Genomic DNA, 17,878 nt, shown 5'->3' on the forward strand with positions numbered 1-17,878 from the left:
ATGTTTACCTCCTTAATTTTCATTTTTGGATAGATGATGACTGGCTCTTAACTTCTCGATACTTTTTAGGAGAATAGCCTGTATTTTCTTTAAAGATCTTTGTAAAGTACGAAAAGTTGCTGTACCCAACATGCATGGCAATAGCACTGATGGACATGTTGCTATGGACCAATAATTCTTCGGCTTTTCTTATTCTCTTTTCAATGAGATAGGCTGTAATGGATATACCGACTTCTTTTTTAAATAATCTTGAAATATAATCTGCATTTAAATACACGATATCGGTTAAATGATTTCGGGTGATGTCTTTTTCAAAATTCTTATCCATATATGCCTTTAATTGATCAACGATGGAATCTGTCTGTTGGGCATAATGGATATATTCCACTGAACAATCAATCAATAACTTTACATAATGCATCATATCTTCTAAGGACTTGATAGCATCACGATAGTGTTGTTCGCTCTTTTGGTCTGCAAATAATTTATGTGCACTGATCTCTCTCTGTTTTAGAAAAGAATATATAAGCTGTGTGAAATCTAATCGAAATGCTTTTAAAATATCCTGATTTAAGGCATCCTTAGATGCAAGTGAGTTGAGATACATGTCAACATTACGTAGTAAAACATCCATCTTATGCTTAGATAACAAGGACTCCCAGACACCCATAGCAGGCGTGTTGTATTTGAAATTTGTGTGGGTGTATTCGCTTAATAAGATCACTTTGTTTTGCATGATTACATGATGAGTGCTTATTACCTGTAGTTCTTTTATAACCTGTCCAATGGTCAATAAGGTTGAAGCTAGACCAATTTCACATAGCAATTCTACTTTAAATATGTCGTTAATATGCTGTAGATACGCATTAGATAATTGCTTTAAGGTATAATCATCATGGTCAAGCTTTTCAATTTTTAATATAATGAGCCATGAACTATCATCAACCAACGTCATGGATACGATACCATAACCATTTACGCCATAAATGTCTTTGGTCACGTTATTTAAGGTAAATTTAAATAGATTTTTTGACCATTTTTCAAGTTCTTTATGTGGGTCAAATAGGTTAAGGAGAATGGGTATAAAGCGATCCTCTAGCGTATAATTGATATGATATTTTTGTAGGGATAGTTGTAACTCACGTTCACTTATATGGTCAGGGTCAATCACTAGATTCTGCCAAAAGTTTTCCATGATCTTATCTTGATTAACTACCCAAAGATTGCTCTGTTCTTGATGCTTGAGCTGTTCTTTTGCTTTGTTTACCCTTTCCACGGCTTTTTGTATACCTTTGTGCAGTTCATCATAGGCAATGGGTTTCAAAAAATAGTCTAAGCTATCTAATTCTAAGGCTTTTTTTGCATAGGTAAAGTCCGCATAAGATGTTAGAAAGATGGTCTGTACGGCATAACCTTTTTCACGAACCCATTGTATGAGATCCAGCCCTGTTTCTTGGGGCATTTCAATATCACATATAATGATGTCAATGGGCTTCTTTTCTAATAAACGTCTTGCCTGTCTCGCATTATGTGCCACATATACTTCATCAATGCCTAATGCATCCCAATGCATTTTTAACTGTATGCTTTGTATCACATATATATCATCATCAACAATGAGTATCGTCATTGAAAACACACTCCTTATTCGTGCACCATCTCTTGGTCAATCAACTGTATCATAGCATGAAGAAAGTTTTCTTGGAAAACGCTTCTTTTTTATAGGCTATATTCAGTGAACTTCTTTCTTAAATAAGATGAAAAGGAATCATGATTTCCACAGATGAGCCGCCGCTAGGATTATTTGAGAACTGAATACTTGCGTCATCACCATAAAAATAATGCAGACGATTGAGGCTATTCATGATACCTACACGCTCTCCTCCTTCTTGTTTAATGTTCTCTCCCTTTTGTAGTTTTGTCAGCACATCATTAGGAAATCCTACACCTGTATCCGTAATCGCTATTTTAACATAAGATTTGTCTTGATCACCTACCATTGATGCCACAACGGATATGTGAATTTTTTGATCTAATGTCACTGTATGTTTGATAGCATTTTCAACAAAGGTTTGAATAATGAGGGGTACTATACGGCACCCATCCGTCCGCTTATCCTGTTCAATGTGGTAACTAAAAGCTGATTGATATCGCATTTTATAAATATCCAAGTAGTTTTTAACATGGCATAATTCATCCTTGAGATATACATGGTCCATGCCATTAGAAAATAGATACCTTAAGTAGTCTGATGTTGTTCGAATCATTTTCTGAGCCTTATCATAATGCCCTAGATCAATGGTTTGATGGATAAAGCTAAGGCAGTTTAAGTAGAAATGGGGCTTAATCTGTAATTGTAAATATTCCATATGGATATTCTGTCTTTTGATTTCGTTTTCATACAGGGTTACTTTCATTTTTTTTATTTGTCTTAACAGATGCCGAAATTGTTCATTGGCAGCTTCTAATTCCTTTATTTTATTATCCGTTATATTAAAGACGAAATTATCATCATCATAGGCAGATAAATTCTTTGTGAATACTTGTATGGGTTTTAGTATACTCTTTCTTAAATAAATCATGATAAAACTTAACGTACCAAGTACCATAATCGTTAAAGCAATCAGCATGGACTGTACGATGATGACATTCGTAAATATACCATTATTCGCTATACATATTTTTACATGATATGGAATCCGTTTAAAGGGTTTATCCAAAACTACATATTTGGATAACCAATGATTTAAGTCTCTTTTTTGTAAGATTTTTTGGATCTCATTTCTTTGCTTATCTGTTAATTGATGACCGGTTATAAAATGATCCTGCTGGTCCACCAGAAGATAAAGACTTCCACTATTGCTACTAAGGGACTCTAATGATTTCAGTAATGCATCTGCTTTAACAAAACACCCAAGGTACCTGTCATTTGTCTTCATGAGTTTTACCAAATAATTCTCATCACCAATGGACATGACATCCCATTTTTTCTTAATGGAATACGTGTTGGCTTGCTCAAGGTTAATTAATTGAATGATATTATGCTTAATCAACTGATCATCGAATCGATGTGCATAGAAATTATTTAACCGAATATACGTATCGGTTTGATCTAAATAAGAAAAAAACTGATATTCAGGTCCATATTCCCATGTATATTCTAGGAAATTATCTCTTAACTGGTCAATGGCTGTTTTTCGTTGAATCACGTCCTTGCTGTTTTCTAAGATATTAAACTGATCATTAATATCTTTTTGTGTTCCTTCATCCCCCATAAGAATGGTGACTAAGCGTCTGCCAATTTTAAAGAAATTATCATCCAGCTCTTGGACATATAACGTAGCCATATTATCCAAATATTGAAAGGTTTGCTGTCGCGTATAGGCTAATATGAATGCATTAATCGCTGCAACGCACATGACCAGTACGATGGAAGTAATAATAATCAGTCTTATTTTTTTTGTAAAAGCCGTTTTTTTATGCCTTTTAGAAGGTTTCATTGTTGCCTCCTTATGTCTAGCTGTTTAGCAATTGTCTTATAACAATTATAGGCCATCCATTAAGCTTTAGCAAATTACTTGACAGCACCTACAGTTATACCTTTCGCAAAATACTTTTGTAAGAATGGATACAGCACAAGCAAAGGAATCATAGCAACAAAAGCAATAGCCATACGAATGGATACGGCTGGCATTTTAGCTACTTCTGAACCAATACCACCTACTTTTCCACTGGCAAGATACTGTATGTTTGTAATCATCTGATTCAATAAGTTTTGAATACCGTATAAGCTCTGCCCTTCATTTCCTGATAAATAATATAAACCATTTGTCCAGTCATTCCAATAAGCTAGTCCTGTAAATAAACCTATTGTAACGAGAATAGGCTTAGCCAATGGTAAGACGATACTGATCAGTATTCTGAATTGTCCTGCCCCATCCATCCGTGCTGCCTCATATAATGCACTTGGAATGTTCACACTTAAGAAGGTTCTTATGAGTAGTACGTTATAGGCGCTTAAAAGCAAATTAGGCACAATCAAAGCAAAAAGTGTGTTTTTAATATGCAATACATTGGTATACATCAAATATGTGGGTACTAATCCTCCATTAAAAAGCATGGTAAAGAAAACATAAAACGTAATGATTCTTCGATAGGGCAACTTTTTTAAAGATAATGGGTACGCCATGAGTGTTGACATGATAAGATTAATGCTCGTCCCAAGGATGGTAACAAAAATGGTTATACCATAAGCACGTACAATTTTTCCTCCTTGTTGAAGAATGTAGAGATAGGCATCTATACTGGTCTTCTTAGGAAAAAAAGAATACCCATTGGTGATTAAAGAAGTCTCATCTGTAATGGACGACATGAATACAAGTACAAATGGTAATAGAACTAACAATACCATAATCCCTAGCATGATATGTGCAAATGTCTGAAATAATTTATTTCCCTTTGAGTTTAGCATACTTTTCTCCTTCCTTAGAATAATGCCTTTTCATCGTCCACTTTCCTCACAAACCAGTTACTTAAAAGTACAACAATAAAGCCTACAACAGACTGGTATACCCCTGCTGCTGAAGCCATACCAATGTTTCCTAACTGCATTAAAGACCGATAGACATAGGTATCAATGACATTGGTGGTTTTGAGCAAAGTTCCAGAATTCATGGGGACTTGATAAAACAGACCAAAATCTGAATAAAAAATTCTTCCTACACTTAACAGCGTCAGGATAATGATGGTAGGTAATAAGCTGGGTAAGGTAATATAACGGATGCGTTTCCACCTGCCTGCACCATCTAATTGAGCTGCTTCATATAGAGACTTATCAATACCAATGATGGATGCTATATAGATAAGACAGCCATAACCAACACTTTTCCATAAATTCGTTAAGATAAGTATTGCGGGCCAATACTTGGGTTCATTATACCAAGAGATGGGATCTTTTCCGAGCAGCTTAAGAATGCTATTGTTAATCATGCCGTTTTCTGAACTAAATAACGCAAAGACAATATAGCTCAAAATAACCGTGGACATTAAAAAGGGTACAAGTATGGCACTTTGATATATCTTCTTAGCAAACAGATGCTTTATCTCCACGATTAAAACAGCAATGAATATACCAACTATCATATTAAGTATAATAAAAGCCAGGTTATAGAGCAGCGTGTTTCTCGTAATAATCCAAGCATCTTTTGTACGAAATAAAAACTCGAAATTTTTCAAGCCAATAAAAGGACTGTTCAAAATACCTTTCGCAAAATTAACTTGTTTAAATGCTATGATAATCCCTGTCATGGGCATGTAATTATTGATGAAAAGATAGATAATCCCTGGTAAAAGCATGATATATAAAGGCATCAGGTCTTTGAATCGACGACGTTTTTTCTTCTTTAATGTGTGTGTATTATTCATCCAAAAACTCCTTCGAAAAATCCAGCCTATTGTCCTAACATTGAAATCAGGGACAATAGGCTTATTCATCTTATTTAGATTGTAACCACTGATCAAGCTGTTTCTGTTTTTCCTCAATGAGATCTTGAATGCCTGCCTTCTCAAGCTCCTCTATAAATGGTGGTATATATTCTTCAGGATTAACTGAACCAGATGCGATGGCTCCTCTATACTGATCAATCACATTTTTAACTGTTGCTATTTGCGTTTCTAGACCAGTGTTATCAAAGGTAAAGCCCACAGCTAACGATTTTTTATCCGTCTTATTCCATTGCTCCATGTTTTTCCACTGTTCTGGGTCACTGCCTTCCCATATATGCGCAATGAATTGATTGGGAAATTCCCACCCAAGATTCATATGGTACCCTACATCTTCCAATGTTACACCTTCTGGAAACCCAATGATGTCTTTTTCTTTATCCTTATACACATAATGCTCACCTTCAATACCCCAATTTAAAAGATTCATGATTTCTTTGCTTTGATAGATATAGTCTAAAGTCTGCATGGCTTTTTCAGGGTTTTCGGAATTCTGGGCGATACTATAGACAAAGGTTTGATAAGCGCCACTGTTAATTGTGGGTTTATCTTGGAATTTAACCACTTCAAATTCATAGCTTGTTGAGGATTCAATCTCAATAAGGGTAGCAGGATGATAGATGTAAAACAAGGAAAACACATTACCAGCTTTGATCATACTCCTCCAATTCTCATTGACCGTTGCGGCATCCAAATTAATATACCCTTTTTCATACCAATCAAATAGCATGTTGGCTTTATTAAAGTATTCCTCTGTTCCATAGTAATTAACAACTTCTGTACTGGTTGTAGGGTCCATCAGCACACCATTACCATCACCTAATAAATCAGCGGTGTTCAAACGGTCAATAGGTGAGTCATTTGTTGCCGATGAAAACAGCATGGTCATATCCGGCTCACCAGCTTTAACAATTTCAAATACCTTCTCTAAATCTTTTGGTTCTTTAATCTGAGATACATCAATGGCATATTTTTCTACAAGATCCTTTCGTAAATAGGCTGCTGGCACAGAGCCTCGCTCAAATTGAAGGGGAACGCCATATGTAAAACCATCAATACTTATGGTGTTCAACACGTCTTCTCCAAACAACGCTTTAAGATTGTGTCCATATGCATCAATTAATCCACTTAAGTCAATAATCTGACCACTTTTCATTTGATTAATTGCCGTTGAACCACCTGTAACGAATACATCAATCTTTTCATCTCCTGATAACATCAATTGCATTTGCTGCAAAGCACTTCCCCAAGGAAGTACAACCAAATCTAATGCTGTATTTAGTTCTTCTTTTAGCAGAGCATTTATTTCTGCTTCCACTTTTTTTTCATCATTTTGCTGACTTCCCATAACAACCATTGTTACCAAATAGGGTTCTTCTGATGATGCCGTATGTTCATCATTCCCTGACTTTTTACAACCAGCTAATAAGGATGTAAGCATTACCAAAATAAGTATGCCAATACCATATTTTTTCTTCATATAGACCCTCCTTTATTTTTATAGACATAGTTTACACAAATAAGCACTTATGTACTATAACTTATTTGACATTGTTCTATCATTATTATGACATAAAGTGGATGGGATTAGCTGAGGTTACAAAAAAGCATGAAAAAAAGAACCCTTAGGTTCTTTTAAACACATGTATCGTTAAGCTTTTTCCACTTCTGGATACTCTTTACCAAATGTATCAACGGTTACTTTTTTCATCACCTGTGGTTCATCTGGCTTATCCATATGATTTCTTGGGACATTAACAATACGGTCTGCTTCTTCGATACCAGAAATAACTTTTCCAAAAGCAGCATATTGCCCATCAAGATGTGGTGAATCGGCTACCATGATGAAAAACTGAGAGCCTGCTGAGTTAGGGTTTGCTGATCTTGCCATGGATATAACACCTTTGGTATGCTTAAGATTGTTGGTAAAGTTATTCATGTTAAATTCGCCTTTAATTTGATAACCTGGTCCACCCATGCCTGTTCCATCTGGGCACCCGCCTTGAATCATGAAACCAGGGATAACCCGATGGTAAGTTAAACCATCATAATAACCCTTGTTCACCAATGCTATAAAGTTATTCACTGTGATAGGTGCAACCTCAGGGTATAATTCTACTTCAATTTTATGACCATTTTCCATTTCTATGGTTACGATTGGATTTTTATTTTCCATGTTTATCACCTTCCATTTATTAGTATATCCATTCTATTGTAATGTATAATGGACCTAACTTCAATATAAAACTTGTTGTTTTCTTTGCCTAAACAGTAATAACGCTATCTGCCTCCATCATGGTGGATGATATTTCTTCCATGTTGCTAATGCGTCCTACTTTCATGATGTCTTTTACATGATAAAAATCAATGCAGGTACCGCAAGCTAATAATTCAACACCTGCATCTTGAAGTCCTGTTAAGACATCCAATACAGGAGAGCCCTGTACCGTTAATTTAACACCAGCATTATAAAACAATAGGGCATCAGGTTTATCTGTCCTTACCCATATTTTCTTAAGAAATGCTCCCATCAGTTTTGCACCTAATTCACGGTCCCCTTGTCCAAACACATCATTATTAATGACGATTACTCGATTCATATGAAACGCTCCTTTTCTTTCGTTACAATAACATTCAAAGAGTCTTATCTCAAAACTGAAATAAGACTCACGCGCAGGATGTCATGTTTGTTCCATTATATCATGATACATATCCCCATTCAATATGCATTTGTAAAATAAACCTATCATGCATTTAAAATAATTAAGCGTACCCACATAACCTATAAGGATGACTCTTATTCACTTTCCTGCTTTACTTGTAATGCATGTATTAGTTCTGGTACAATTTTATGAACATCCCCCACAATACCTACATCGGCTACTTCAAAAATTGGGGCGGATGCATCTTTATTAATGGCTACAATAAAATCCGATTCTTCCATACCAGCCAGATGCTGAATGGCACCAGAAATACCACAGGCAAAGTAGAGAGAAGGTCTAACAGTTTTACCTGTCTGCCCCACTTGGTGGTCACGATGAATCCATCCCGCATCCACTACAGCACGCGAAGCAGATACCTGCCCCTTTAGCTGAGAAGCTAGGTCTTTTAGTATCTCAAAGTTTTCTGCATTACCAATACCTCTACCTCCAGATACTAACACATTGGCATCTTCAATGTTGACTTTTTCCTTCTTCTCTTTTACCACTTCCAGAATTTTATAGGTCATATCTTCTGGGTTTATGGTTATTGGATAACTTGTTATGGCACCAGTCCTTGTCATATCCCGCTCTAACTTTTGCATAACACCTGGACGAACAGTAGACATCTGAGGGCGATAATCAGGACAAATAATGGTTGCCAATATGTTGCCGCCAAACGCTGGTCGCGTCATTAATAAGTGTTTTTCCTCATCTATTTCTAGAGATGTACAGTCTGCGGTAAGACCTGTATGGATTCTTGCTGAAACTCTTGGTGCTAGGTCTCTTCCAATAGCCGTTGCCCCAACTAAAACAATCTCTGGTTTTCTATCCTGAATGATGGTGGACAAGGCTTTTGTATAAGGTTCTGTCATATAGACATGAAACGCTTCATCCTCTGCATAAATCACTTCATCTGCTCCATAATGGATCAGTTCCTGGCATGCATCATGCATGTTATGGCCTATTAAGACGGCTATTAATGTTTCATGTAATGCATCTGCCAGTTCCCTGCCTTTTCCAAGGAGCTCCAAGGATACCTTATTCACTTGGCCTTCTCGTTGCTCTATAAACACAACAACACCTTTATACGCTGATATATTCAAAACGATACCTCCTTCATGTCCATTAAATGATATACTTTTCCTGTAATTTATCCATAATAATTGATACGGCTTCTTGGCTATCCACTTCAAAGACTTTTCCTGCTGTTTTGGCCCCTTTTGTAAAAGATTTCTTAACCTTGGTCGGTGACCCCTTCAAACCAATGGTTGCAGCATCTTCTATGGAAAGGTCGTTCATGGTTAAGGTCCTAATTTCTTTTTCCTGATAAGCATCCATGATACCTTCTACTGACATGTACCTTGGCTTATTCATATCACTTAATGTTGTGATTAAGCAAGGCATCTTCACTTCGATCATGTGATAACCATCTTCAAAGACACGTTTGAGAATCAGTTTATTATCTTTCTTTTCTAAATCTTGCACATAGCTCACATGGGGCAGATGTAAGTGTTCTGCAATCTGTGGTCCTACTTGAGCTGTATCACCATCAATGGCTTGGCGGCCTGCTATAATAAGGTCATAGTCCATCTTCTCTAATGCTTTTGCAAGTGTTGTTGAAGTGGCCCATGTATCGGCTCCAGCAAAAGCCCGGTCACTCAGGAGAATACCTTCATCAGCTCCCATGGCAATAGCCTCACGAAGAGCTTTCTTGGCTTGAGGAGGTCCCATGGTGATCACGATTACTTTTGCATCATATCTATCTTTTAAAGTAAGTGCCGCTTCTAAACCACTCTTATCATCTGGGTTAATAATGCTCGGCACCCCATCTCTTATTAATGTACCTGTTTCTGGATTGATTTTTACCTCTGTTGTATCTGGCACTTGTTTTATACAAACAACAATATTCATGTGTCGTATACCTCCCTATTTTAATAAATTCGCAGCTATAACCATTTTTTGAACTTCCGATGTACCTTCATATATTTCAGTGATTTTAGCATCACGCATCATTCTTTCAACAGGGTAATCTCTTGTGTAACCATAGCCCCCGTGCAATTGAATTGCCTTTGTTGTCACTTCCATTGCTGTTTCGGATGCAAAGAGTTTTGCCATAGCTGCATAGCTGCTATAAGGTATACCTTCATCTTTTGCTTTTGCCGCACGGTAAACCAGCAGGCGTGCCGCATCTATTTTGGTTTCCATATCTGCTAAAGTGAATTGGGTGTTTTGGAATTTGGCTATTGGACGATTAAACTGTTTTCTTTCTTTTACATATTTCACCGTTTCATCAAGTGCACCTTGAGCAATACCCAGTGCTTGAGCGGCGATACCAATGCGCCCGCCATCAAGGGTTTTCATGGCTACACCAAATCCTCGATTCAGCTTACCAAGAAGGTTTTCCTTAGGTACTTTACATCCTTCAAAAATAAGCTCGCAAGTTGCAGAACCTTTGATTCCCAATTTTGCTTCTTTTTTACCAATGGAAAAACCATCAAAATCTTTCTCCACAATAAAGGCTGAAATTCCTCTTGTGCCAAGACTCTTATCGGTCATGGCCATGATAACGTATACGTCTGCATATCCTGCATTCGTAATAAAGATTTTGGAACCATTAAGTATGTAATAGTCCCCTTCTGCTCTGGCCGTTGTTTGTTGAGCCGCAGCATCTGTTCCAGCATTAGGTTCTGTCAAACCAAAAGCACCTAATGTTTCACCTTTTAATAAGGGACGTAAGTATTTTTCTTTTTGAGCTGGTGTACCAAAGGCGTAGATAGGCCAAGCACATAACGACGTATGGGCTGATACAATAACCCCTGTCGTTGCACAAGCCTTGGATAATTCTTCTACAGCCATGGCATAAGCTAAGTTATCTGCACCACCGCCACCTACTTCCTTGGGAAATGGTATGCCTAACAGACCATACTTAGCAAGTTTTTCGACTGTTTCAACAGGAAAGCGCTCTTCTTCATCCACTTCAGCAGCTAGAGGTTTCACTTCATTCTCTGTAAATTCTCTATACATTTGTTGTAACATTGCATATTCATTGGTCATCTGAAAATCCATGTATGTTTCCTCCTTCTATATGTCTCCTAACGCCTATATATAAGTTATTTAACGTGTTGATACAATCGGACTTAACTATTTAGGTGGCATAACCGTTGCTACACCTTTTAGTACAACAGTACCTTCTTGGTTAGTACAGATGGTCTTAAGCTTCATGATATTTTTCTCTTCTATTTTTTCCATCACTTCAACTTCTGCTTTAATGGTATCTTGAAATTTTACAGGGGCTGTGAATTTTAATTCTTGACCAAGATATATGGTGCCAGGTCCTGGCAATTGCATACCGAGTACGGCTGAAACAAGCCCAGCAGTTAGCATACCATGGGCAATTCTCCCTTTGAACATGGATTGCTCTGCTTCCACCTGATTAATATGAGCTGGATTTAAATCACCTGTTATCCCTGCATAGAGATAAACATCCGACTCCGTTATGGTTTTTTCAAAAAACGCCTTATCACCAATTTTTAACTCTGCCATTGTACGACCTTTCATGCTTAGAAAACCTCCTTAAAATAATTAATTTTACTTATGTAAATCTATAATGCAATTACTATGCCAATTTTTTAACAAACTCAGGTAAAATTTTTTGCATGCTAAAATGAATGCAATGTGCTCCAAGTACTCCCCGCTAAACAGGTCCACCTTACGTACTTATTCTAATCATAACATATCTACTGCTCTACATCTATATCATACTTGTTCCCAAAAGAAAAAAACACCCTTTTAGGTGTTTTGCTATTTTTATTATGGTATTTAATCCTATTGTTTTATTAAATAAAGTAGCACAACATATTATGGTCGTATTATGAAGCTCATTTTATTGTCTTATTTTCAGACATCTGTCTATAAAACACACACATTTTTTATCTATATATCCATCCAAATACGGTGATTATCGATCCTCTTCGTCATACCTTGTGCATCCAGATATTCTAGTAAAATTATGGTTTGCTTTCTTCCTATGCCTAAGATATCACGCGCTTCTGCAACCGATATTTTTTTGTGGTGTTCAATAAATGATCTCACCTTGTTAACAAAAACTTTATAATGTGTTTCATGAATATACGTACCTGATGTCACCTCTCGAATCCTTAGTGTTGCTACTAAGAAATGGAGTATATCGTCCATATCATCAATGGTTTTCATGTTAAGTGTTGATACTTGTAAACCTTTTAATGCTTCCCCTTTAATAAGTTCTTCCATGTGTTGAACACCATCTAACTTAGCAATCTGCTGGATACGCTTTACTTTATGATATACAAGAAGATGACCTTCTAACTCCAATGTCTGTTCCCCCATCATGTGCTTCATTATGGCTTCATAACCTTGTATGGATAGCTTGGGAAAACATTGTGCTCTAAGGCTTTCTTTATCCGTGTAGATGCGATAAGGATAACGTTCATAGTATGAGGTCAAATATGCGTATGCATGTTGGATATCCTCATGTAATACCTTTTGGCTGATATAACCCTCTTGTCCCAGTTTTATGGCCTTTTCCCTTTTTACTAATGTATCTAAAGCTTTCCATATGATTTGCCTGGATATTCTTAACATACCGTATAGTGAAGCAACGGTATGTACTTCTCTTTGAATGTCTAAAATCTGGTCAAGTGCTTCCTGGTAGTTTTGCTCATCTAATCGGTATAACAGTTGTACCATCTGCTCTTTTGAACACTTCAATGAAGGATGTGGTAACAATACTTTTCCTCCACCAATGGTGATCACGGGCGTTACGGACCGAAGAATATAGTAATCACCATGAACAGCTACAACATGCTTTTCTAGTCGGATTCTAGCATAGGTCCTATCGTTTTCTACATCATTTTGATGATACAATTGAACTTTTCCAAACACCTCACTGGTACCTATGTGCAGCCTTACTCGTTGATTATGTTTGATTCGATTGCCTTGCAAAGCTTGTAACATGACATCCATATACTTTGTTGGTTCTATATCATCTGGCTTAGCCAACACCTGTCCTCTATGAACCATGGATTTCTCAATCTTGTGTAAATTAATGGCACATCGTTGACCTGCCTTTGCCCTATCTCGGGTTTCACCATGTACTTGCAGACTTCGTACTTTGGTACGTAATCGGCTAGGTAAGATGGTGACGGTATCATCTTTTCTAATCTGTCCCCCTGCAATGGTTCCGGTAATCACTGTTCCATGACCTTTTATGGTAAATACCCGGTCAATGGGCATACGAAATAGGCTGTCTTTATGGGTTTTATCCAGCCTCTCTGCCTGTTCTTGAATGTGACAGGTTAATGTATGCATACCTTGTTCCTGAGTAGATGAAACGGGACAAATAGTAGCTGCTGCATAGGGCGTTTTTTCTAAGAAAGTTCGGATATCCTCACTTACTTGCGCTATTTTTTCCTCATCTACCAGATCAATCTTTGTGATGACTACCATGAGACAAGGTATATGCAACAACGTAATGATATGCATGTGTTCAATGGTTTGAGGCATAATGCCTTCATTGGCTGCCACGATGAGAAGTGCCATGTCCATACCACTTGCACCTGAAACCATGGTCTTAACCAACTTTTCATGTCCGGGTACATCGACGATGGATACTAATTGGTCTCCAATATAAAAAGGTGCAAACCCAAGTTCAATGGTCATACCTCTTGTTTTTTCTTCTTTCAGCCGGTCTGTATCATGACCCGTCAACGCTTTTACCAATTCTGTTTTTCCATGATCCACATGACCAGCCGTACCGATAATTAAGTGTTCCATTTTATTTTACCTTTCATATGATGAAGTGACATCGCAACTTATACGGTTATATACCTGACAATCCTATAATTGGGGCTGTCTCATAAAAGCAAAATAACGTCAATATCGTAGGCAACAAAATTGCTTTTTATGGAACAGCTCCTTACGTTTTATCTATCTTGTTAATAATATCACAAAGCCCTTGAACAATCACATCATGATCTTGGTTAAACAGCGTACGCATGCTCAACTCAAGATGTTCATCCTTTATTCTTACGATAATGGGTATTGTATATTTTCGCAAGGCCTTTTGTAAAGCAACCGCACCTATATATGGACTACTGATGGCAAGTGCTATGGATTCTTTCTTAGCTTCAGGTAATGCGCCACCGCCCACACTATTTTCTTCTTGAATGATGGATATTTGTATATGATCATGTAAATTATCCTTTAACCTTTTCATTAACTTATTGGCTTCTTCTTCTAATTGCTGCATATCCCGACATAACATCTTCATAATGGGTAAATGTTCATTTATGGTCTCGTTCCTATAGCATTGTAATACTTGCTCTAGGGCAATAAGGGATAATTTATCGATTCTTACCATACGTGTTAGGGGGTTTTTCCTTATCTGGTCAATCCACTTTTTTTTGCCTACGATGATGCCGCCTTGAGGTCCCCCTAATAACTTGTCACCACTAAAAGTAATGACATCCATACCTTGTTTAACACATTCTGTAACCGTTGGTTCATAGGGTAAGCCATACTGTCTTAAATCCACAAGACAACCACTACCCAAATCTTCCATAGCAATGAGCTCTTTTGCATGGGCTAATGCACCAATAGCATGTCCATCCACATCTGCAGTGAATCCTTCAATACGGTAATTACTCTTATGAACTTTTAGTAAAACAGCTGTTTCTTCTGTGATGGCTTTTTCATAATCATGGATATACGTCTTATTGGTGGTACCTACTTCAACCATACGGGCACCACTTCTGTTAATGATATCAGGTATACGAAAGCTCCCACCTATTTCTACTTGTTCCGATCGAGAAATGATGACTTCTTGGTTTGAAGCTAAGGTATTCAATGCTATAAATACAGCAGCAGCATTATTATTGACCACCATAGCACTTTCTGCTCCTGTTAAATCCGTTAATAAGGTTTCAACATAATCATAACGTGACCCTCGCTTACCTTCTTCTAGATTATACTCAAGGTTACTATAACCTCCAGCAACCTCAACCATCTCATCAAGTGCTATCTTACCTAACGGAGCTCGACCCATATTTGTATGCAAGAGAACGCCAGTCCCATTGATGATTCTTCTTAATCCTTTTTTCTCCGTTTGCTGTTGTATGTCTAAGACATAGGCAACAATCCTTGCCATGACTTGGTCTTTCGACTGATAGTGAAACGTATCTAATTCACTGCTGAATACTTTATGTCGAAAGATTTCTATGCCTTGTAAAATTAAGGCTTTTATATGATTCCTGCCTTGACTCTCCAACAGATGTTGTATGGTTTTCTGTTCAAGAACATCGTGTACAGATGGAATATGTCTGAGTAAATGTTGCATCCATTTACCTCCTTGTTATCATCCCAGTATATGCTAATCATAGGAAAACATCTTATATGCTATATTCAAGGACTTTACTATAAAATCAAAAAAGAGGGATAAATATCCCTCTTATAGTGTTAATAAAATCAAATGGATGGCAACTTATTCATAACATTGGATGTAGGCATCCTTACATGTCTATATCACCTTAATGTATGTGTCACCTTCTGCTTTCGTGGTAACTTCTCCAATCACATTGGCACACAGACATTTTTCATTTTTTAATTCGTTGACAAGCTGTTCTGCTTTATGGGCTGCTACAGCAATTAATAATCCGCCAGATGTTTGAGGATCATATAATGCTGTTTGCATGTTACGTGATACATTAGCCATCTGCGCCCACTTGCCAAAATGTTTTTCATTGGACCTTGCCCCACCTGGTACTGCGGCTTGTTCAATTAATGCAAGAGTACCATCAAATAGTGGAATGGATTCTGAACGCAGTGTTAACTGTACATGACTCCCACTAGCCAACTCATAGCTATGTCCAAGAATACCAAAACCTGTTACATCCGTACATCCATGAACGCCAACCCTTTCCATGGCTATTGCTGCTCCTTTGTTAAGGGTACACATACTTGTAATAGCAGGCTCCAGCTCTTTTTCTGTAATCATACCTTTTTTAAGAGCCGTGGTTAAGATACCTGTTCCTATGGGTTTCGTCAACACAAGTACATCACCCACTTGTGCGCCCGCATTGGCAAGTACTTTGTCAGGATGTACATAACCCGTTACTGATAAACCGTACTTTACTTCTTTATCCGTTACGGTATGTCCACCAACTAAGACAGCTTCTGCTTCAACAATTTTATCAGCACCGCCTCTAAGTATATCTGCTAAGACATCGGACTCCAAGCATGTAGCAAAACAGGCAATGTTCATAGCGGTCAAAGGTTTACCACCCATAGCATACACGTCACTTAACGCATTGGTTGCTGCTATCTGCCCAAATAAATAGGGATCATCAACAATCGGTGTAAAGAAATCTAATGTTTGAATTAAGGCATAATCCTCTCGAATTTTATAAACACCAGCATCATCTGATGTATCTAATCCTACAATAAGATTGGGATCAATTTTATTTTCTTTTTTCTTTAAATGACGCAAAACTTGCGCCAAGTCCTGTGGACTTAATTTGCTTGCTCAGCCAGCTTTTGATGACATTTGTGTTAAACGAATTCTATCTTGATCAACCATCGCGTCCACCTCCTGAGTAACGAAAAAAACTTCGCGTATTCCTATTAATGGCGGGAAAGAGTAGGAATCGAACCTACCTCGGACGGTCTTACCACCCGAAAAAAGATTTGAAGTCTCTTGGATCCACCAGAACCCATTCTATCCCATAAATTGCTGTTTTTTATTATACCCGATTTCATTGTATTTGTATACTACTAACTTCTTCACACAGTATAATAGTACGTATGCTGTATGTTGTATAAATAAAATATCCTTACACTAGAAACAATGGACAGTTTCTAATATAAGGATTGATTTAGGTTTATGTAAAAAAGTAAATAATATAAATTTCATAACTTATGATTATATGATATCAATCAAATACCAAATAGACAAGTAAATCTTTGAATTTTGAAGTAAAATATAGTATATGGAATGTCTTACGTTGTATGGGTATATGAGTTAATCATTCAGCCTTTGTCATGACTATAATCATATGCTATCTTATAAACACAAAGCTAGTTTTGATATCACGTACAATGGAGGTAAACCTATGATTATCATTGAAAAAGCGCAATTAAAAGATAGTGTTATTTTAACTCGCATAAAAACAGCAGCTTATAGGGATGAAAAAAGAAGGTTCGGTCCATGGCAAGTGGATGGTGAAGGTCCTGATTGGTATATTAAAGAATGGTACAATGATGTAACTGAAACTGAAAGTCTCATAAGAAACTTCCATTATTATAAACTTATACATAACACAGATATAGTAGGATGTTTTTGGTTACGCATAGCAGATGAACGCACTATAGAACTCAATGATTTCTGTATTCATCCAGAACATCAAGGTAAGGGCTATGGCTATAAGACATTATTAATGATGGCATCATTGTTTCCTGAAAAAAATAAATGGACATTAGGTACACCATTTTATAGTGTTAGAAATCAGCATCTTTATACAAAAGCAGGATATATAAAAGTTGGAGAAAAAGCTAATCATATGGTTTTCTTATATGAAAAAAAAGTCTAATAAGATTATAATTATATAACCTAAATTATCAAGCAAAATAGTTTCAGAGATTAG

Annotated in this window: 15 protein-coding genes and 1 tRNA gene; 1 reads left to right on the forward strand and 15 read right to left on the reverse strand. The window is 36.9% G+C overall.

Going from position 1 to position 17,878, the window contains the following annotated elements; all coding sequences use genetic code 11:
- Positions 1 to 19: 19 nt before the first annotated feature.
- The 15 genes from HZI73_RS19155 to HZI73_RS19225 form a co-directional block, all read right to left on the reverse strand.
- The gene (locus HZI73_RS19155) at positions 20 to 1,630 is read right to left on the reverse strand and encodes a response regulator transcription factor (RefSeq protein WP_212694973.1); all 1,611 of its coding nucleotides are present in this window, start codon (positions 1,628 to 1,630) and stop codon (positions 20 to 22) included.
- A gap of 118 nt (positions 1,631 to 1,748) precedes the next feature.
- Positions 1,749 to 3,500 carry a sensor histidine kinase gene (locus HZI73_RS19160; protein WP_212694974.1) on the reverse strand — a complete coding sequence of 584 codons (1,752 nt, stop codon included), beginning with the start codon at positions 3,498 to 3,500 and terminating at the stop codon, positions 1,749 to 1,751.
- 74 nt (positions 3,501 to 3,574) lie between these two features.
- On the reverse strand, positions 3,575 to 4,471 hold the full coding sequence (locus HZI73_RS19165) for a carbohydrate ABC transporter permease (RefSeq protein WP_212694975.1): 897 nt from the start codon (positions 4,469 to 4,471) through the stop codon (positions 3,575 to 3,577).
- 14 nt (positions 4,472 to 4,485) lie between these two features.
- The gene (locus HZI73_RS19170; RefSeq protein ID WP_212694976.1) at positions 4,486 to 5,424 is read right to left on the reverse strand and encodes an ABC transporter permease; all 939 of its coding nucleotides are present in this window, start codon (positions 5,422 to 5,424) and stop codon (positions 4,486 to 4,488) included.
- A 70-nt stretch (positions 5,425 to 5,494) separates the two neighbouring features.
- Complete coding sequence (locus tag HZI73_RS19175) at positions 5,495 to 6,982, reverse strand: ABC transporter substrate-binding protein (RefSeq protein WP_212694977.1); 1,488 nt, start codon at positions 6,980 to 6,982, stop codon at positions 5,495 to 5,497.
- Between the two features lie 171 nt (positions 6,983 to 7,153).
- On the reverse strand, positions 7,154 to 7,678 hold the full coding sequence (locus HZI73_RS19180) for a peptidylprolyl isomerase (RefSeq protein ID WP_212694978.1): 525 nt from the start codon (positions 7,676 to 7,678) through the stop codon (positions 7,154 to 7,156).
- An 88-nt stretch (positions 7,679 to 7,766) separates the two neighbouring features.
- A complete protein-coding gene (gene yedF, locus HZI73_RS19185) occupies positions 7,767 to 8,102 on the reverse strand; it encodes a sulfurtransferase-like selenium metabolism protein YedF (protein WP_212694979.1) in 336 nt (111 codons plus the stop codon).
- Between the two features lie 197 nt (positions 8,103 to 8,299).
- The gene (locus HZI73_RS19190) at positions 8,300 to 9,307 is read right to left on the reverse strand and encodes an electron transfer flavoprotein subunit alpha/FixB family protein (RefSeq protein WP_212694980.1); all 1,008 of its coding nucleotides are present in this window, start codon (positions 9,305 to 9,307) and stop codon (positions 8,300 to 8,302) included.
- Positions 9,308 to 9,329: 22 nt separating this feature from the next.
- Positions 9,330 to 10,115: an electron transfer flavoprotein subunit beta/FixA family protein gene (locus HZI73_RS19195; RefSeq protein WP_212694981.1), complete on the reverse strand. Its 786-nt coding sequence runs from the start codon at positions 10,113 to 10,115 to the stop codon at positions 9,330 to 9,332.
- 15 nt (positions 10,116 to 10,130) lie between these two features.
- Positions 10,131 to 11,270, reverse strand: a complete 1,140-nt coding sequence (locus HZI73_RS19200; RefSeq protein ID WP_212694982.1) for an acyl-CoA dehydrogenase — start codon at positions 11,268 to 11,270, stop codon at positions 10,131 to 10,133.
- Between the two features lie 75 nt (positions 11,271 to 11,345).
- Positions 11,346 to 11,762 (reverse strand): MaoC family dehydratase, encoded by a 417-nt coding sequence (locus HZI73_RS19205; protein WP_212694983.1) that lies wholly within the window; start codon positions 11,760 to 11,762, stop codon positions 11,346 to 11,348.
- Positions 11,763 to 12,137: 375 nt separating this feature from the next.
- Entirely contained in the window at positions 12,138 to 14,015 is a 1,878-nt protein-coding gene (gene selB, locus HZI73_RS19210; protein WP_212694984.1) for a selenocysteine-specific translation elongation factor, read from the reverse strand.
- A 142-nt stretch (positions 14,016 to 14,157) separates the two neighbouring features.
- Positions 14,158 to 15,576 (reverse strand): L-seryl-tRNA(Sec) selenium transferase, encoded by a 1,419-nt coding sequence (selA, locus tag HZI73_RS19215; protein WP_212694985.1) that lies wholly within the window; start codon positions 15,574 to 15,576, stop codon positions 14,158 to 14,160.
- A gap of 180 nt (positions 15,577 to 15,756) precedes the next feature.
- Positions 15,757 to 16,815, reverse strand: a complete 1,059-nt coding sequence (gene selD, locus HZI73_RS19220) for a selenide, water dikinase SelD (RefSeq protein WP_212694986.1) — start codon at positions 16,813 to 16,815, stop codon at positions 15,757 to 15,759.
- Positions 16,816 to 16,863: 48 nt separating this feature from the next.
- Positions 16,864 to 16,960, reverse strand: a tRNA-Sec gene (locus tag HZI73_RS19225).
- A 387-nt stretch (positions 16,961 to 17,347) separates the two neighbouring features.
- Here HZI73_RS19225 and HZI73_RS19230 point away from each other — a divergent pair.
- Positions 17,348 to 17,824, forward strand: coding sequence for a GNAT family N-acetyltransferase (locus HZI73_RS19230; protein ID WP_212694987.1), 477 nt, complete (start codon positions 17,348 to 17,350; stop codon positions 17,822 to 17,824).
- Positions 17,825 to 17,878 lie beyond the last annotated feature (54 nt).

Source organism: Vallitalea pronyensis (genome assembly GCF_018141445.1).
GTDB lineage: Bacteria > Bacillota > Clostridia > Lachnospirales > Vallitaleaceae > Vallitalea > Vallitalea pronyensis.